This is a genomic window from Immundisolibacter sp., from assembly GCF_014359565.1.
GTDB lineage: Bacteria > Pseudomonadota > Gammaproteobacteria > Immundisolibacterales > Immundisolibacteraceae > Immundisolibacter.
The window spans coordinates 545877-563673 of record NZ_JACIZD010000001.1 but is presented as its reverse complement, the minus strand read 5'-3'; the positions used below and the strand labels follow the sequence as shown (position 1 = coordinate 563673).

Annotated in this window: 18 protein-coding genes and 2 tRNA genes; 18 read left to right on the top strand and 2 right to left on the bottom strand. The window is 67.6% G+C overall.

Annotation, left to right across the window (positions count from 1 at the left end):
• Positions 1-5: 5 nt before the first annotated feature.
• From H5U26_RS02735 to H5U26_RS02705, 7 genes are all read left to right on the top strand, one after another.
• Positions 6-467 carry a regulatory protein RecX gene (locus H5U26_RS02735; protein ID WP_290616396.1) on the top strand — a complete coding sequence of 154 codons (462 nt, stop codon included), beginning with the start codon at positions 6-8 and terminating at the stop codon, positions 465-467.
• Positions 464-3079: an alanine--tRNA ligase gene (gene alaS / locus H5U26_RS02730; RefSeq protein WP_290616394.1), complete on the top strand. Its 2616-nt coding sequence runs from the start codon at positions 464-466 to the stop codon at positions 3077-3079. The genes H5U26_RS02735 and alaS overlap by 4 nt, the downstream gene beginning before the upstream one ends.
• Before the next feature lie 40 nt (positions 3080-3119).
• Positions 3120-4343 carry an aspartate kinase gene (locus tag H5U26_RS02725; protein ID WP_290616392.1) on the top strand — a complete coding sequence of 408 codons (1224 nt, stop codon included), beginning with the start codon at positions 3120-3122 and terminating at the stop codon, positions 4341-4343.
• 111 nt (positions 4344-4454) lie between these two features.
• Entirely contained in the window at positions 4455-4655 is a 201-nt protein-coding gene (gene csrA, locus H5U26_RS02720; RefSeq protein ID WP_290616390.1) for a carbon storage regulator CsrA, read from the top strand.
• A gap of 46 nt (positions 4656-4701) precedes the next feature.
• Positions 4702-4795: transfer RNA gene (locus tag H5U26_RS02715), tRNA-Ser, on the top strand.
• Between the two features lie 52 nt (positions 4796-4847).
• Positions 4848-4924 (top strand) — tRNA-Arg (locus H5U26_RS02710).
• 175 nt (positions 4925-5099) lie between these two features.
• Entirely contained in the window at positions 5100-5885 is a 786-nt protein-coding gene (locus H5U26_RS02705; protein WP_290616388.1) for a lipopolysaccharide kinase InaA family protein, read from the top strand.
• Positions 5886-5913: 28 nt separating this feature from the next.
• Here the strand turns inward: H5U26_RS02705 and H5U26_RS02700 are convergent, their stop codons facing one another.
• On the bottom strand, positions 5914-6813 hold the full coding sequence (locus tag H5U26_RS02700; protein WP_290616386.1) for a hypothetical protein: 900 nt from the start codon (positions 6811-6813) through the stop codon (positions 5914-5916).
• A gap of 104 nt (positions 6814-6917) precedes the next feature.
• Between H5U26_RS02700 and H5U26_RS02695 the strand changes: the two genes are divergently transcribed.
• Both H5U26_RS02695 and H5U26_RS02690 read left to right on the top strand, forming a co-directional pair.
• On the top strand, positions 6918-7154 hold the full coding sequence (locus tag H5U26_RS02695; protein ID WP_290616384.1) for a succinate dehydrogenase assembly factor 2: 237 nt from the start codon (positions 6918-6920) through the stop codon (positions 7152-7154).
• Positions 7147-7545 carry a protein YgfX gene (locus H5U26_RS02690; RefSeq protein ID WP_290616383.1) on the top strand — a complete coding sequence of 133 codons (399 nt, stop codon included), beginning with the start codon at positions 7147-7149 and terminating at the stop codon, positions 7543-7545. The genes H5U26_RS02695 and H5U26_RS02690 overlap by 8 nt, the downstream gene beginning before the upstream one ends.
• On the opposite strand, the gene nadB is transcribed toward H5U26_RS02690, so the two are convergent.
• Positions 7523-9136: an L-aspartate oxidase gene (nadB, locus tag H5U26_RS02685; protein WP_290616381.1), complete on the bottom strand. Its 1614-nt coding sequence runs from the start codon at positions 9134-9136 to the stop codon at positions 7523-7525. The two genes, H5U26_RS02690 and nadB, sit on opposite strands and share 23 nt — an antisense overlap.
• A gap of 205 nt (positions 9137-9341) precedes the next feature.
• Here nadB and rpoE point away from each other — a divergent pair, with 205 nt between their 5' ends.
• The 9 genes from rpoE to era all read left to right on the top strand — a co-directional run bounded on the left by rpoE (position 9342) and on the right by era (position 17797).
• Entirely contained in the window at positions 9342-9944 is a 603-nt protein-coding gene (rpoE, locus tag H5U26_RS02680) for an RNA polymerase sigma factor RpoE (RefSeq protein WP_323758939.1), read from the top strand.
• 16 nt (positions 9945-9960) lie between these two features.
• Positions 9961-10509: an RseA family anti-sigma factor gene (locus H5U26_RS02675; RefSeq protein ID WP_290616377.1), complete on the top strand. Its 549-nt coding sequence runs from the start codon at positions 9961-9963 to the stop codon at positions 10507-10509.
• Complete coding sequence (locus H5U26_RS02670) at positions 10506-11513, top strand: MucB/RseB C-terminal domain-containing protein (protein WP_290616375.1); 1008 nt, start codon at positions 10506-10508, stop codon at positions 11511-11513. Before H5U26_RS02675 ends, H5U26_RS02670 begins: the two co-directional genes overlap by 4 nt.
• Before the next feature lie 50 nt (positions 11514-11563).
• Positions 11564-12946, top strand: coding sequence for a DegQ family serine endoprotease (locus H5U26_RS02665; protein ID WP_290616373.1), 1383 nt, complete (start codon positions 11564-11566; stop codon positions 12944-12946).
• A gap of 211 nt (positions 12947-13157) precedes the next feature.
• Positions 13158-14963, top strand: coding sequence for a translation elongation factor 4 (gene lepA / locus H5U26_RS02660; protein WP_290616371.1), 1806 nt, complete (start codon positions 13158-13160; stop codon positions 14961-14963).
• A gap of 3 nt (positions 14964-14966) precedes the next feature.
• Positions 14967-15731 (top strand): signal peptidase I, encoded by a 765-nt coding sequence (lepB, locus tag H5U26_RS02655; RefSeq protein ID WP_366055861.1) that lies wholly within the window; start codon positions 14967-14969, stop codon positions 15729-15731.
• Between the two features lie 80 nt (positions 15732-15811).
• Positions 15812-16222, top strand: a complete 411-nt coding sequence (locus tag H5U26_RS02650; RefSeq protein ID WP_290616369.1) for a DUF4845 domain-containing protein — start codon at positions 15812-15814, stop codon at positions 16220-16222.
• The gene (gene rnc / locus H5U26_RS02645) at positions 16219-16899 is read left to right on the top strand and encodes a ribonuclease III (protein ID WP_290616367.1); all 681 of its coding nucleotides are present in this window, start codon (positions 16219-16221) and stop codon (positions 16897-16899) included. The genes H5U26_RS02650 and rnc overlap by 4 nt, the downstream gene beginning before the upstream one ends.
• Positions 16892-17797 carry a GTPase Era gene (gene era, locus H5U26_RS02640; RefSeq protein WP_290616365.1) on the top strand — a complete coding sequence of 302 codons (906 nt, stop codon included), beginning with the start codon at positions 16892-16894 and terminating at the stop codon, positions 17795-17797. The genes rnc and era overlap by 8 nt, the downstream gene beginning before the upstream one ends.

Sequence of the window (17797 nt, the reverse complement as noted above, 5' to 3'; positions counted from 1 at the left end):
GGGGCGTGGACGATCCGGCTGAAGCGGCCCACGCGCAGGCGCTGAAGTTGCTCGCCCGGCGCGAGCACACCCGCAGTGAACTGGCTCTGAAGCTCGCCCAGCGGGGCATCGACCGGCAGCATGCCGACACCGCCCTGCAACGCCTCGTGGATGCCGGTTACCTGTCCGATACACGGTATGCGCAAGCGCGGGTAACCGAACTGCTGCGGCGCCGCTACGGGCCGCTGCGCGCCCAGGCCGACTTGCGCAGTCACGGCGTGGACAGTGAAGTGATCGACCGTGTGGTCGACACAGAACACCCTGACTGGTATGCGGCTTGCCGCGCGGCGCATGCGCAGAAAGCCGGTCGCCAAACGACGGCAAGCCTGGCAGAACGCGCCCGCCAGCAGCGCCAGCTGCAGGCCCGCGGTTTCACCAGTTCGCAGATTCGCGCAGCCCTGACAAACGTCACCGACGACGACGCATGAAAAGCACCGACATCCGCCGCAGTTTTCTGGATTTCTTCGCCAGCCACGGGCACCAGGAGGTGGCTTCCAGCTCGCTTGTGCCGCACGGGGACGCCACGCTGCTGTTCACCAACGCCGGCATGGTGCAGTTCAAGGACGTGTTCCTCGGGTTGGAGCAGCGCCCGTACCGGCGCGCCGCTTCGGCGCAGCGCTGCGTGCGCGCCGGCGGCAAGCACAACGATCTGGACAACGTGGGCTACACGGCGCGCCACCACACCTTCTTCGAGATGCTGGGCAACTTCAGCTTCGGCGATTACTTCAAGCGCGACGCCATCCGCTTTGCCTGGAGCTTTCTGACCGAGGTGCTGCGCCTGCCGGCCGAGCGGCTGTGGGTCACCATCCACCCCGAGGACGACGAAGCCGCCGACATCTGGCTGGGCGAGATCGGTATTCCGGAAAGCCGCTTCCGGCGCATTCCCGGCGACGACAATTTCTGGTCCATGGGTGACATCGGCCCGTGCGGGCCGTGTACCGAGATTTTCTACGATCACGGCCCAGGCATCGCCGGCGGCCCGCCTGGCTCGCCGGACGCCGACGGCGACCGCTACATCGAGATCTGGAACCTGGTCTTCATGCAGTACGAGCGCCTGGCCGACGGCAGCCTGAAGCCCCTGCCCAAGCCCTCGGTCGATACCGGCATGGGCCTCGAGCGCCTGGCGGCGGTGTTGCAGGGGGTGCACGACAACTACGACACGGACATCTTTCGCGGCCTGATCGACGCGGCGGCGCAGGTGATCGGCACCGACGACCTGGCCTCGCGCTCCCTGCGGGTGATTGCCGACCACATCCGCTCGTGCGCATTCCTGATCGCCGACGGCGTGTTGCCCAGCAACGAAGGCCGCGGCTACGTGCTGCGGCGCATCATCCGCCGCGCCGTGCGCCACGGTGAGCGCCTGGGCGCCAGCGGGCCGTTCTTCCACCGCCTGGTGGCGCCCCTGGTGCGCGAGATGGGCGATGCCTACCCGGAGCTGACGCAGGCACAGTCGGCCGTGGAAGCGGCCCTGCTGGAAGAGGAGGAGCGCTTCGCCCAGACCCTGTCGCACGGCCTGGCCATCCTGGAGCGGGACATGCAGGGCCTGGAGGGCCGGTGCATCCCCGGCGAGACCGTGTTTCGCCTGTACGACACCTATGGTTTTCCGGTCGACCTGACGGCGGACATTGCCCGCGAGCGGGGCCTCGAGATCGATCTGGACGGCTTCGAGCAGGCCATGGCGCAGCAGCGCGAGCGAGCCCGGGCGGCCAGCCAGTTCCATGCCCAGGAAGGTGTGCGGATCGGCGATTTTATCGACGCTGAAGTTATAAGGGCCGAACATTTCAGAGGCTACGAGCACGACGAAGTTCAAGCCAGCGTGAAGGCGCTGTTCAAGGATGGCGCGCCGGTGCAGCGCATCGGTGCCGGCGAGAAGGCCACGGTGGTGCTCGATCAGACGCCGTTTTATGCGGAATCCGGTGGCCAGGTCGGTGATCAGGGCCGGCTCGAAGGCCCCGCCGGCCGGTTCGACGTCACCGACACCCGCAAGGAAGGCAACGTGCACCTGCACGTGGGGGTACTGGCGTCAGGCGCACTCGCCGTCGGTGATGAGGTCACAGCCCGTGTCGACGTCGCCCGGCGCACGCGCATCCGCGCCAACCATTCCGCCACGCACCTACTGCACGCCGCGCTGCGCCAGGTGCTCGGGCCACACGTGACGCAGAAAGGCTCGCTGGTCGATGCCGAGCGCCTGCGCTTTGACTTCTCTCATGGCAAGCCGCTGACCCCTGGTGAGCTGCGTGCCATCGAGGATCTGGTCAACGCCCAGGTGCGCGCCAACAATGAAGCGCAGGTGCAGGAAATGGCACTGGCCGAGGCCCAGCAGGCCGGCGCCATGGCGCTGTTTGGCGAGAAATACGGCGAGCGAGTGCGCGTGCTGCGCATCGGCGATTTCTCGGTCGAGCTGTGCGGCGGCACCCACGTGAGGCGCGCCGGCGACATTGGCCTGGTCAAGATCATCGGCGAATCGGCGGTGGCCGCTGGCGTGCGGCGCATCGAGGCGGTGGCCGGCGAAGGCGCGATGGTCTGGCTGGCCCAGGCGCAGGAGCGCCTGCGCAGCGTGGCCGCGGCCCTGCAGACCAGCGAAGCCGAGCTTCTCGACAAGCTGAACCAGGTTTTGCAACGCCAGCGTGACCAGGACAAGGAGCTCGAACGCCTGCGCGGCAAGCTCGCCAACCAGGCCGGCGACAGCCTGACCGGGCAGGCGGTGGAGGTGGCCGGCGTGCAGGTGCTGGCGACGCAGGTGGAGGCGGTGGACGCCAAGGCCCTGCGGGACCTGGCCGACCAGTTGCGTCAGAAGCTCGGCAGCGCGGTACTGGTGCTGGCCAGCGTCGATGGCGGCAAGGTCGGCCTGGTAGCGGCCGTGACGGCCGATCTGACGGACCGCATCAAGGCCGGCGAGCTGGTCAACGCGGTCGCCGGTCAGGTGGGCGGAAAAGGCGGCGGCCGGCCGGACATGGCGATGGCCGGTGGCGACCGGCCGGAGGCCCTGCCGCAGACGCTGGCCGGCGTAGTGGACTGGGTCCGCCAACGCCTCGCTTGAAGCGACTTTTTTCAACCCAATTCGAGGAGCAAGACAGGCAATGGCCCTGATCGTGCAAAAGTACGGCGGGACGTCCATGGGCAGCCCCGAGCGCATCGGCGCCGTGGCGGACCGCGTCGGGCGGGCGCGCGCCGAAGGCCACCAGGTGGTGGTGGTGGTGTCCGCCATGTCCGGCGAGACCGACCGCCTGATCAAACTCGCCAAATCCATCAGCGCCCGCCCGCCGGCGCGTGAAATGGACGTGCTGCTGGCCACCGGCGAGCAGGCGTCGATCGCGCTGCTGGCCATGGCGCTGGCCGAGCGCGGCGTGCCGGCGCGGTCGTTCACCGGCACGCAGGTGCACATCCTGACCGACAGCGCGCACAGCAAGGCGCGCATCCTGGACATCGACGACCGCCGCCTGCGCGCCAGCCTCGACGCCGGCGAAGTGGCGGTGGTGGCCGGCTTTCAGGGCGTGGATCAGGACGGCAGCATCACCACCCTGGGCCGCGGCGGCTCGGACACCACGGCGGTGGCGCTGGCGGCGGCGCTCAAGGCCGACGAGTGCCAGATCTACACCGACGTCGACGGCGTCTACACCACCGACCCGCGCGTCGAGCCGCGCGCCCGGCGCCTGGATCGCATCACCTTCGAGGAGATGCTCGAAATGGCCAGTCTGGGAGCCAAGGTGCTGCAGATTCGCTCGGTCGAATTCGCCGGCAAATACAAGGTTCCGCTGCGCGTGCTGTCGAGCTTCGAGGACGGCCCCGGCACCCTGATCACCCTGGAGGACCACGGCGTGGAAGACCCGCTCATTTCCGGAATCGCCTTCAACCGCGACGAGGCGCAGATCACCGTGGCCGGCATCCCCGACCGGCCGGGCGTGGCCTCGGCCATCTTCGGTCCGATCGCCAGGGCCAACATCGAAGTGGACGTCATCGTGCAGAGCATCGGTCAGGACGGCCTGACCACGATGAGCTTCACCGTGCACCGCAACGACTACCCGGCGGCCATGTCCCTGCTGGGCGGAATCGCCGCCGAGCTGGGCGCGCGCAGCGTCGGCGGCGATGACCAGATCGCCAAGATCTCACTGGTCGGCGTCGGCATGCGTTCGCACGCCGGGGTGGCGGCGACCATGTTCGACGCGCTGGCCGCCGAGGGCATCAACATCCGCATGATCTCGACCTCCGAGATCAAGATTTCGGTCATCGTGGACGAGAAATACGTCGAGCTGGCCGTGCGCACCTTGCATGAGGCCTTTGGCCTGGCCAGTCCCGCGGTTTGAAAAACCAAACGTTTGTGTTGCAATGCCCCACGACGGGGCTGCCTGCGCCGAACTCAGGCCGTAGGGTCGATGGGATGACCCGTGACCGTCGGGAACCGATAGGGGGTAATCATGCTGATTCTTACGCGCCGGGCCGGCGAAACGCTGATGATCGGCGACGGCATCGAAATCACGGTACTGGGCACCAAGGGCAACCAGGTGCGCCTGGGGGTCAAGGCGCCGCGCGACGTGCCGGTGCATCGGGCGGAAATCTACGAGCGCATCCAGCAGGAACGCGTCGAGTCGACGACCGAACTGACCGAACAGGACTGAACGCTTTGCGCCGGACCGGGGAAGCGGGTATTCTGCCCGCCCTCCCGGAGAGATGGCCGAGTCGGCTGAAGGCGCTCCCCTGCTAAGGGAGTATGGGGTCAAAAGCCCCATCGAGGGTTCGAATCCCTCTCTCTCCGCCATCGTTTCTGGTTGACAGCGCAGGCTGCAAATCGCGATAATTGCTCGCTTCGCGCGCCCGTAGCTCAGTTGGATAGAGTACCTGGCTACGAACCAGGCGGTCGGGAGTTCGAATCTCTCCGGGCGCGCCACTCAGAAGACACGAAAAGCCCGGACGGCTCGCCGCCCGGGCTTTTTTGTGCGCCCCGCCACGCAGACCCGCAGTCTCGATGGGTATCGGCCCAACAAGAACGTTCAAAACGGCTGGCCCACCGATGAAGGCGCGAGCGCCTCACCAGAACCATGCCCGGTGACCGATAAACCGACGTGACCAAGGCATCCCGATTCGAAAGCTTGCCGCCCTGGGCGCCCATGCTCGCCGCCGCGGGGCTGGACCAGTTCCAGGCCTGGTGGACACTGCGCCTGGACGAGGTGGAAGCCGGCAACCGGCAACGCGGGGGCTGGAGTTCGGTGTGTCGCTACCAGCTGGCGCCGGACATCGGGGTATTCGTCAAGCGCCAGCAGGACCATGTATTTCGCAGCGCATGGCATCCGCTGCGCGGCCGACTCACCGCCGAGCGCGAGTTTCGCATTCTGCTGCGCTGTCGGGCCGCCGGTATCCCGGTGGCGGAACCGGTGCTTTTCGCGACGCAGCCGGTCGATGGACACCAGCGCGGCGTTCTGGTGACGCGCGAGCTGGCCGGTTACCGGCCGCTCGATGCGCTGACCGCGCAGTGGCAAGAGGCCGGCTGGCCGCAGCGACGGCAGCGTCAGCGCGTACTGCAGGCGGTGGCCACCGTGGTCCGGCGCCTGCACGCCATGCATCTTGAGCACAACTGCCTCTACCCGAAGCACATCATGGTCAACCTGGACTGGCTCGCGCAGCAGGGCGCCACGCCCACCGCGCCGGTGGTCTTGATCGACCTTGAAAAATGCAAATGGCGCCTGCGCCGCGTCGACTGCGCGAGACGGGATCTGGACAGCCTGAATCGCCGCAGCCTGGGCTGGTCGCGGGCCGACCGGCGACGCTTCATCGGCTATTACCTGGCGGCGGGACGGCATCTGCAAGGCCCGGACGCGCGCTTGTGGCACCGGCTCGCCCGGCGCGGCTGAACGCGCCGCTCGGGCCGCGCCCGCCGGTTCACGGCTCCAGCGCATAGGGCAGCGGCAAACGATGCAGCGTCTCGCCGCTGGCCAGGCGCAGCGCGCCGTCGGCCGCCGTCACCTGTACCACGGCCAGCAGCCTGCAGCCGGAGTTGTCAACGGCCTGCGCATCGACCACGTTGCCGACCTCCCGGCCGGCCGCATCCAGCAACGGCGTACCCGGCGCCGGCGGGCTGCCGGCGGCGCCCAGGCGATACATGCGCCGCGAGGCTTTGCCCAGGTAGTGCATCCGAGCCACGATTTCCTGCCCCGGGTAGCAGCCCTTGCGAAAACTGACGCCGTCCACCAACTCGAGGTTCACCATCTGCGGCACGAAGGCTTCCAGCGTCGGTGCGTAGATGCTCGGCAGGCCAGCGTCGATATCCAGCAAACGCCAGACCGGCGCCGGCGCCGGGCGAGCGCCGGCCGACAAGGCCGCCCACAGCGCCGGTGCGGCCTCATCACCGACGCACACCAGAAACTGCTCTGGCGATCCGGGCCAGCGCAGCACGGTCACCGTTTGCTGCTGCGCGACGGCGTTGAGCGCGCCCGGCACGGCCAACCCGGCCTGGGCCAGGCAAGCGGCCGCGCCCTCGCCCGCCACGCCGAGCAAGGTGAGGTCTGCGCGCAGGGCCAGCGTCACCCGGCTGCGCAGCACGAACATGCGCAGGCGCTTGAGCACCGTTTCGGCCGTGTCGGCCGGCAGGCACAGCTGCCAGTCCTCGCCGGCTCGCCACAGCCGCGGCAGCGCATACAAACGCCCCTTGGCGTTGCAGTACCCGGCCAGCAGGCTCGCGCCGGGCGCCAGGCCCTGCACGTCATTGCTGAGCTGACCATGCAGAAAGGCCATTGCATCGGCCCCCGTGACACAAATCACCGCCAGGTGCGTCAGCGGCATCAGTACGCATTCGCCGGGCGCTGGTGCGCACGGGTCGGCTTCGGGTAGAACAGGCATCCAGGCCACGACTGCGCCTCCAATACACTACAAACGGAACTTGGGAAATGCTCAGCGATTCTACGTTGCGCTGGCGCTGCCGCCGCGGCAAGAAGGAACTCGACGTCCTGCTGGCGCGCTTTCTGGACCGGCACCTGGCCGACCTGGACCCGGCCCAGCGGGCGGCCCTGGAGCGCCTGCTGGCACTCGAGGACGACGACCTGCTCGACCTGGTGCTCGGTCGCACGCCGGCGGCGGACGCCGACACCGCCGCCGTGCTGGTCAGGCTCGGCGGCCGTGCATGATCTATGCCCGGGCCGCTCGGCCCGGCTGACCGCGCTGGCCTGGCTGCTGCATCTGGGAGGCCTTATCGGGCTGCTTTACGTCACGCCGCCGCTGGCCTGGCCGCTCGCCACGGCGCTGATCGGCCTCGCGCTGTGGCGGGCCTTGTCCGACAGACCCGGCGATGTGCTGCGCGCCCAGGGCCAGATGGACGGTGAATGGACGCTGACCCGCCGCGATGGACGGCGTCAGACCGGCTGGCAGGTTGAGCCCCAGCGGTCGTTCTGTCACCCGTGGCTGGTGATTCTGGCGCTGCGAAACGAGCGACAGAGGCTTTATCTGCCGCTGGCGGCCGACGCCGTCGGCGCCGATGCGCTGCGCCGACTGCGCGTCAGCCTGCGCACGGCGGGCTGAGCAGGGTCGGGCGCGGCGGCCGGGCATCGCTCAGCTGTGGGCAGTCCAGGCTGTAATGCAGGCCACGGCTCTCGCGCCGCTGCTGCGCCGAGCGCACGATCAGCTCGGCCACCAGCACCAGGTTGCGCAGCTCGATCAGGTCGTTGCTGACGCGGAAATTGGCGTAGTACTCGTGAATCTCGCGCGCCAGCAGTTGCACCCGGCTCAAGGCCCGCGCCAGGCGCTTGTCGGTGCGCACGATGCCGACGTAATCCCACATGGCGCGCCGCAGCTCCTGCCAGTTGTGGGCTACCACCACTTCCTCGTCGGAGTCGGTCACCTGGCTCTCGTCCCAGGGCGGAATGGCGATGTCGCCGCCGGTGTCGGGCGGGCCGGCCAGAATGTCGGCGGCGGCGGCCTGCGCAAACACCAGGCACTCCAGCAGCGAGTTGCTGGCCAGGCGATTGGCGCCGTGCAGGCCGGTATAGGCCGCCTCGCCGACTGTGTACAGGCCGGCCAGGTCGGTGCGGCCGGCCAGGTCGGTCACCACGCCACCGCACAGGTAGTGCGCGGCCGGCACTACCGGAATCGGCTCGCGCGTGATGTCGATGCCCAGCTCCTGGCAGCGCGCGGCGATGGTTGGAAAATGCTCGTGAATGAAGGCGGCCGGCTGATGGCTGATGTCCAGGTACACGCACTCCAGGCCCAGGCGCTTCATCTCGCTGTCGATGGCGCGCGCCACCACGTCGCGCGGGGCCAGCTCCAGTCGGTCGTCGTAGCGCTGCATGAAGCGCTCGCCGCCGGGCAGGCACAGGCGGCCGCCCTCGCCGCGCAGGGCCTCCGAAATCAGAAAATTCTTGGCCTTGGGGTGATACAGGCAGGTCGGATGGAACTGGATGAACTCCATGTTGCCGACCCGGCAACCGGCCCGCCAGGCCATGGCGATGCCATCGCCGGTGGCCACGTCCGGGTTGCTGGTGTACAGGTACACCTTGCCGGTGCCGCCGGTGGCCAGCACCACCGCGCGGCCGCGAAACACCTTGACCTTGCCGCTGCGCCGGTCGAGCACATAAGCGCCCAGGCAGCGATTCGGCTCCTTGCCCAGACGAGCGGTGGTAATCAGGTCGATCGCGATGTGGTAGTCGTGCAGGGTGATGTTCGGATGCGCACGGACCTTGTCTTCCAGCGTGGTGGTGATGGCCCGGCCAGTGGAGTCGGCCGCATGGATGATGCGCCGCTGCCCGTGGCCGCCCTCGCGCGTGAGGTGGTAGTCATCGAACGGGCCGTTGCCGCCGGGCTCGGTCAGCCGGGTGAAGGCCACGCCCTGGTCGATCAGCCAGGCGATGGCCTCGCGACTGCGCTCGACCGTGAAACGCACCGCCGCTTCGTCGCACAAACCGGCACCGGCCACCAAGGTGTCCGCGACGTGCGATTCCACCGAATCCTGGTCACCCAGCACGGCCGCCACGCCGCCCTGGGCGTACAGGCTCGAGCCCTCGGTGAGCGGCCCCTTGGCCAGGATGCACACCGGCACATGGTCCGCCAGGCGCAGGGCCAGGCTCAGGCCCGCCGCCCCGCCGCCGATGATGAGCACCTGATCGCTGGTCGACATGTGAACGCGCGCCGAGGGTTGGGCCTTGAACTGATAAAATCCCTCGCAATGTAACAAAAGCGCAATCTGCGCTTCACCGATTGCTCAGGGAGACATGCATGACTCGCCGCGGCTGCCGGGCGACGCGTCGCGTCCGCCCTGCCCTCCCACCCTTGTTTTCGCTGCCGCCGGTTCGGTGCGCGGCCGGATCGACCGCGACATCCCGATGACCACTTTTGGCGAAGCCAAACCAGGTGACGACGACAGCGCCATCGACCTGGAACTGGTACGCCGCGTTCAACGCGGCGAGAAACGCGCCTTTGATCTGCTGGTAAGCAAATATCAGGTGCGTGTGGCCAAACTGGTCGGCCGGCTGGTGTCCGATCGCTCCGAGGCACAGGATGTCACGCAGGAGGCATTCATCAAGGCCTACCGGGCGCTGCCCAATTTTCGGGGCGACAGCGCGTTCTACACCTGGCTGTACCGGATCGCGGTCAATTCCGCCAAGAATCATTTGGTGGCAAGATCGCGCCGCCCGCCCACCGACGATGTCGACATCACCGACGGTGATGTCGAGGCCGCCGGCGTGGTGATGGCGGACACGGCAACTCCCGAGTCCTATGCCGCACGTGATCAGCTGCAGTCGGCGCTGGGGCGGGCACTGGCCGAGTTGCCCGAGGATCTGCGCACGGCGTTAACTTTGTGCGAAATGGAAGGTCTTAGCTACGATGAAATTGCCCGTGTGCTCGATTGCCCGATCGGCACCGTGCGTTCGCGCATCTTTCGTGCACGGCGGGCACTCGATGCGAAACTCAAACCGTTCCTGTAACCCGGTGGAGACCTGAATGACGGAGCCACAACACCAAGCGCTGTCCGAGCTGATGGACGGCGAACTGGATCCCGACCAGGCTGACGCGCTGCTGGATGCGCTGTGTCGCGATGATGCGCTGGCGGCCCAGTGGCGGCGGATGCACCGGATACGTGGCCTTCTGCGCGAAGGAGCAGATCCGACCTTCGACATCAGCGCCGCGGTGCGTGAGGCCATTGCCGGCGAGGCGACCTATCTGTTGCCGGCCATTGCGCCGGCTCGCCCGGCACGGCACTGGCCGCGCTATGCCGTCGGCGGCGCCCTGGCTGCCTCGGTCGCACTGGCCACCGTGATCGGGGTTCGGCAGTGGCAAGCGCCCGGCGCAACCGATCAGCTGGCCACACAAACCAGCGAGGCGATCACCGGACCCATCCTGGCAAGCGGCGAGGTGCGCGCGCCTGCTGCCGCGCAGCAACCCAGTCGGCTGGAGGGCTACTGGGCCGCGCATGCCGACAACGCCCTGCTCGCCGGACAGGACTCGCTGACCCCGCTGCTGCGTGACGTCAGCACCGACAGCAGGCAATGAAACCGGCGCCGGTGCTGCTGGCGCTTGCGCTGGCGTGTGGCAAGGCGCTCGCCGCCGACACCCCGCAGATCATCCAGCGCATGCTGGCGGCAGCCGACACTCTGTCCTACCGTGGCCACGTCGTGCAGATCGAGGGCGATCAGGCGCAAAGCCTCCACATACTGCACCGCGCCGGGGCCGACGGGGGGCTCGACCGCGTGCGCAGCCTGCAAGGCACTTACTGGGAATTGCGCCGCCAGGGACAAAACTGCCGTATCGCCCTGTCAACAGCCCGACCGGCACACGATGAGGCATTGGTGGCCGCAGCGTTTGCCAGCCTGCTGCCGCGCCGGCTGCAAAAACTGGCCGAGTTTTACGAATTTACCCCGGTCGGCAAGGGTCGACTGGCCGATCATGCGGCCGACTTCACGCTGGCCCGGCCGCGCGATCAGTTCCGGTTTGCGTATCTGCTGGGCACCGACACCGCAACCGGCCTGCTGCTCAAGGCCGGCCTGATCGACAGTCAGGGCAAGGTCCTGCGCCAGGTGTTCTTCGTCGATCTTGAACTGGTGCAGACGCTGGACGATGCCGAGTGGCTGCAGGAAACCGGCTCCAGCCCGGCGCAACTGCAGTGGACGGAACATATCCTCGGGCAACGCCCATCGGCGGATGCCATCCCCTGGACCATCGGCACGCTGCCGCCCGGTTTCGGTGTCAGCGGCTATATCCGCCGCCAGTCACCCGATAGCAGCCAGGACGTCGAGCAACTGACCATTTCCGATGGTCTGGCAACCGTTTCGGTATTCATCGACACCCCGGCCCCCGGCGAACAGTCCCTGCTGGGCGCCGGACGCGTACAGGCCATGCCCGCCTTCGGCGCGCGGCTTGACGGGCGTCAGGTCACCGCGCTGGGGGCGGCACCGATGGCCACCCTGAAGCAGGTCGTCGAAGCCTTGACGCCGGTCTCGCCCACTTCCCTGGCGACTCCGGCCGCGTCGCCCGCAACCTCCGGCGCCCCCCCGTGAAAACTGTCACCCGATCCGTCCTTGCCTGGCTGGTGTGTGTTCTCGTGCCCGTGTACGGTCCGGCTCAGGCCGCCGACCTGCCGGATTTCAGCTCCCTGGTCACCGCGTACGGACCGGCGGTGGTGAACATCAGCAGCGAGAACAAGCCGGCACCGAGCCAGGCCGCGCGCCCGAAGCTGCCATTCGAACTGCCGGAAGGCCTGGACGATCCGGACAGTGCGCCGCTGAACGAGTTCTTCCGGCATTTTTTCGGCGAGCAGGGCGAGCTGCCGTCCCTGCCCACAGAATCGCTGGGCTCGGGCTTCATCATTTCCGCCGACGGTTATGTGCTGACCAACCACCACGTGGTCAAGGGCGCCGATCAGATCATGGTGCGCCTGAGTGATCGCAGCGAACTGCCGGCCAAGCTGATCGGTTCGGACGAGCGCAGCGACATCGCCCTGCTGAAGGTGGCCTCGAAGAACGGCTCGCTGCCGACGGTGAAAATCGGCGATCCGGCGCGTCTGAAGGTCGGCGAGTGGGTGCTGGCCATCGGCTCGCCGTTCGGTTTCGACCACAGCGTCACCGCCGGCATCGTCAGCGCCAAGGGCCGCGCCCTGCCGCAGGACACCTACGTGCCGTTCATCCAGACCGACGTGGCCATCAACCCCGGCAACTCCGGCGGCCCGCTGTTCAACATGGACGGCGAGGTGGTCGGCATCAATTCGCAGATCTACAGCCGCACCGGCGGTTTCATGGGGCTGTCGTTCGCGGTGCCGATCGATGTCGCCATGGACGTCGTCAGCCAGCTCAAGGCCAGCGGCAAGGTCACGCGCGGCTGGCTGGGTGTGCTGATCCAGGACGTGACGCGCGAGCTGGCCGAATCCTTCGGCATGCCGCAGCCGCGTGGCGCGCTGGTGGCGCGCGTGATGCCGGACGGGCCGGCCGCCAAGGCCGGCATCGAAGCCGGCGACATCATCCTGCGCTTCAACGGCGAGGACATCGTCTATTCGAGCGACCTGCCGCCGCGGGCCGGCCGCACCGCCGTCGGGCGCAAAGTGGCCGTGGAAATCCTGCGCGCCGGCAAGCCGCGCACGCTGCAGCTGACCGTGGAGGCACTGCCCGCCGAGGCCCGTTCCGCGACCGGCAAGCCTGCGCCGGCCAAGGTCAGTTCCGACCGACTCGGCCTGCTGGTGGCGGACCTCACCGACCAGCAGCGCGAGCGTGCCGGCGTCGAGCGCGGTGGCGTACTGGTACGCCGGGTGGACGCAGGCGCCGCACAGGAAGCCGGTGTGCAGCGCGGCGACGTGATCCTGTCGGTGAACAGCCAAACCGTGGACGACGCCGCCGGCTTCAAGCGCCTGGTCGATCGCCTGCCGGCCGGCAAGGTGGCGCGCCTGCTGGTGCAGCGCGGCGACAACCCGCTGTGGTTGGCGCTGCGGGTGCCAAAGTAGGCGGCTCAGGAGCCTTCGGGGGCCAGGCGGGGCGCGTGTTATAGTGTGGCGCCTTTGGAAGGGGCGCTGCGGCGCCCCTTCCGTCGTTATGGATCAGGCTCGGCAGGCGTTCGGGCCGGCGGCTGGCGCCGACCCGAACCGTCATGCGCCACTGGAACCGGGCCGCGAGCCCCACCCACCCTTCTCCATTCGGTCCGCCCCCGACCTGCCGATGACGCCCCTCGACCGAATTCGCAATTTTTCGATCATCGCCCACATCGACCACGGCAAATCGACCTTGGCCGATCGCTTCATCCAGCGCTGCCAGGGCCTGACGCAGCGCGAAATGTCGGCGCAGGTGCTCGACTCCATGGACCTGGAGCGGGAGCGCGGCATCACCATCAAGGCGCAGAGCGTGTCGCTGCGCTACGTGGCCGCCGACGGCCATGAATATCTGCTCAATTTCATCGACACCCCCGGTCACGTCGATTTCTCATACGAGGTGTCGCGCTCGCTGGCGGCCTGCGAGGGCGCGCTGCTGGTGGTGGACGCGGCGCAGGGCGTGGAAGCCCAGACCGTCGCCAACTGCTACACCGCCATCGAGCAGGGCCTCGAGGTGCTGCCGGTGCTGAACAAGATCGACCTGCCGACCGCCGAGCCGGAGCGGGTCAAGCGCGAGATCGAGGAAATCGTCGGCATCGACGCCGAGGACGCCGTGTGCGTGAGCGCCAAGACCGGCCAGGGCGTGGACGACGTGCTGGAGGCGCTGATCGCGCGCATTCCGCCGCCCAAGGGCGATGTCGATGCGCCGCTGCAGGCGCTGGTGATCGACTCCTGGTTCGACAACTACCTGGGCGTGGTCGGACTGGTGCGGGTCATGAACGGCGCCCTGCGGGTCGGCCAGCGCATCCGCGTGATGTCCAACGCACGCGTGTTCACCATCGACCGGCTCGCCATCTACACGCCCAAGCGGCGCGACGTGACCGAGCTGGGCCCGGGCGAGGCCGGCATCGTGATTGCCGCCATCAAGGACATCGACGCCATCCCGGTCGGTGACACCATCACCGAGGACGCGCGTCCGGCGCCGGCCCAGTTGCCGGGTTTCCAGCGCATCAAGCCGCGCGTGTTCGCCGGCCTGTTCCCGGTCGACTCGTCCAGCTACGAGGCGCTGCGCGAGGCGCTGCGCAAGCTGCGCCTGAACGACGCCTCGCTCAGTTTCGAGCCGGAGACCTCGCAGGCGCTCGGTTTCGGCTTTCGCTGCGGGTTTCTGGGCATGCTGCACATGGAAATCGTGCAGGAGCGCCTGGAGCGCGAATATGACCTTGAACTGATCACCACTGCGCCGACCGTGCTCTACGAGGTGCTGACCCGTTCCGGCGAGGTGCTGCTGGTGGACAACCCGGCCAAGCTGCCGGACCCGTCCCAGCTGCAGGAAATCCGCGAGCCGATCCTGGCCGTGACCATTCTGGTGCCGCCGGCGTATCTGGGCGCCGTGCTCGGCCTGTGCGAGGAAAAACGCGGCCGCCAGACGCGCATGAGTCACCTGGGCGGGCAGGTGTCGGTGCAGTACGACATCCCGGCGGCCGAGGTGGTAGCCGATTTCTTCGACCGCCTCAAATCCGTCAGCCGCGGCTTTGCCTCCTTCGACTACGAATTCACGCGCTTCGAGCCGGCCGATCTGGTCAAGCTCGACGTGCTGGTCAACAAGGAAAAGGTCGATTCGCTGTCGGCCATCGTGCACCGCCAGACCGCCGCCCAGCGCGGGCGGGAGCTGGTCGCCAAGATGGTCGAGCTGATCCCGAGGCAGATGTTCGAGGTGCCGATCCAGGCCGCCATCGGCGCCAAGATCGTGGCCCGCGAGTCGGTGCGCGCCATGCGCAAGAACGTCACCGCCAAGTGCTACGGCGGCGACATCACGCGCAAGCGCAAGCTGCTGGAAAAGCAAAAAGAGGGCAAGAAGCGCATGAAGCAGGTCGGCAACGTGCAGATTCCGCAGGAGGCCTTCATGGCCGTGCTGCACACCGGCAAGGAGAAATAAGCCGTGGATTTCGCGCTGCTGCTGTTCCTGCTGCTGGTCGTCAGCGGCGTGATCTGGGCGATCGACGAAATCTGGCTGGTGCGTCACCGCAGCGCGGCCGGCACGCAGCCCCAGAAAATGCCCTGGTGGGTGGAGTACGGGCGCTCGTTCTTCCCGGTGATCCTGGCCGTGTTCCTGCTGCGCTCGTTCCTGGTGGAACCGTTTCGCATTCCGTCCGGCTCCATGCTGCCGACCTTGCACGTGGGCGATTTCATCCTGGTCAACAAGTTCGCCTACGGCATCCGCCTGCCGGTCATCGACAGGAAGATCATCGACATCGGCAGCCCGCAGCGGGGCGATGTGGTGGTGTTCCGCTACCCGCCCGAGCCGTCGATCGATTACATCAAGCGCGTGGTCGGCGTGCCCGGCGATCGCATCGGCTATTACGACAAGGTGCTCTATGTGAACGGCGAGCCGGTCACGCAGCGCGACGGCGCGAAGCCGGTGCAGGATGGTGGCGTGGAGTTTCTGCGCCTGCCGGAACAACTCGGATCGCACCATTACGAGGTGCAATGGATGCCGCAGCGACCGAGTCCGCAGGGCGAGGTGGTGGTGCCGGCCGGGCAGTATTTCGTGATGGGCGACAACCGCGACAACAGCAAGGACAGCCGTTACTGGGGTTTCGTGCCGGACCAGAACCTGGTCGGCAAGGCGTTTTTCATCTGGATGAGCTGGGATGGTGGGCAGTTTGCAGTCAACTGGCGGCGCATCGGCTCCAGTATTCCGTGATACGCGCCTGTTTCATTCAGCGCCGACCGGTTGATAATGCCTCGGGCCGCAAAGACGGCCTGATACCGGGAGCGTCCGACATGCAAAAAAAACTGCCCGCTGGCCGTCAAGGCGGCTGGTCCTTTTTCTCGCTCGCCATCGCCCTTGCCGTGGCAGCGCTTTTTTTCATGGTCGGCCTGGCCATGTATCCGGGGTATTACGAAGCCTTCGCCGTGCGCAAGGCGGTCAACTCGCTGGCCGAGGACAGCACCATCGGCCAGATGGGCAAGCCGGCGATATGGAGTCTGCTCGAAAAACGCTTCGACATGAGCGGTCTTTACAACCCCACGCCGACCAAGAACGACCTGAAGATCGATTACGACAAAAAGACCGGCAAGAAGCGCATCGTCGTCGAGTACGACTACAAGGCGCCGGTGTTCTACAACATCGGCGTGACGATGCATTTCCGGCATGAGCTGCAGGTCGAAGGCACGGTGAGCGGAAGCGATTGACGGACCCGCTGGACCTGTTGCAGCTGCGCCTGGGCCATCGCTTCGCCGACCCGGGCCTGCTGCGCCGCGCCCTGACCCACCGCAGTGCGCGGCGCCAGCACAACGAGCGCCTGGAGTTCCTGGGTGATGCCCTGCTTGGATTCGTGATCGCCGAGGCGCTGACGCAGCGTTTTCCCCAGGCCACCGAGGGCGAGCTCACGCGCCTGCGCGCGCGCATGGTCAGCGGCGAGGCGCTTGCCGTGGCCGCCAACGAACTGCGGCTGGGCGAATTCCTGGAACTGGGTGCCGGCGAGCGCAAGACCGGCGGCCATCGCCGGGCATCCATCCTGGCCGACGCCTTCGAGGCCCTGGTCTGCGCCATTTACCTGGACGCCGGCATCGAGGTCTGTCGCGAGCGGGTGCTGCACCTGCTGGGCCCGGCGCTGGCGCAGCTGCAACCGGGCGAGACACTCAAGGATCCGAAAACCCGCCTGCAGGAATGGCTGCAAAGCCGCGCCCTGGAGCGACCGCAGTACCATCTGGTCAGCGAACAGGAACAGGCCGGCGTGTGGCAGTTCGAGGTCGAATGCCGGGTGCCGCCGCTGCCGGACCCCGTCCGCGGCGCCGGCGGCACCCGCCGCGCCGCCGAACAGGCCGCCGCCGCCGCCGCACTGGAACGACTGCAAACTCATGACTGACACCACACCCGTCGAACACTCCGGCTACGTTGCCATCGTCGGTCGCCCCAACGTCGGCAAGTCCACGCTGATCAACCGCCTGGTGGGGCAGAAGCTGGCCATCACCTCACCCAAGCCGCAGACCACGCGTCACCGCCTGCTGGGCATTCGCACCGAGGGCGGCGTGCAGGCCGTGTTCGTCGACACGCCGGGCATCCACCCCGGCCAGGGCCGGGCGCTGAACCGGTATCTGAACCGCACCGCCACCGGTGCCCTCGAAGGCGTGGACCTGGCGCTGATGGTGGTGCAGGGCACGCACTGGACCGCCGACGACCAGCGGGTACTGGAACTGGTCAAGGCCAGCGGCCGGCCGGCGGTGGCGGTGGTCAACAAGATCGACCTGGTCCCGAACAAGGCGGCGCTGTTTCCGCAGCTCGAACAGCTCGGCGCACAGGGCTGCTTTACCGAAATCGTGCCGGTGTCGGCCCGCAAGGGCACCAACGTCGAGCGGCTGATGCAGATCGTCGGTCGCCTGCTGCCGGCCGGCGGGGAGCTGTTTCCGGAAGATCAGGTCACCGACCGCAGCCTGTCGTTCATGGCCGCCGAACTGGTGCGCGAGAAGCTCATGCGCCATCTGCACCAGGAGCTGCCCTACGTGTGTACGGTCGGCATCGAGAGCTTCGACGAGCAACCGGGGCGCACCGAAATCAGCGCCATCATCTGGGTCGAGCGGCCCAGCCACAAGGGCATCGTCATCGGCAAGGGCGGCGCCATGCTCAAGCAGATCGGCAGCGAGGCGCGGGCGGACCTGGAGAAACTGCTCGAAACGCACGTCTTTCTGCAGCTGGTCGTGCGCGAGAAAAGCGGCTGGACCGATGACGATGTGGCCCTGCGCACGCTCGGCTACCAGAGCGAGTAG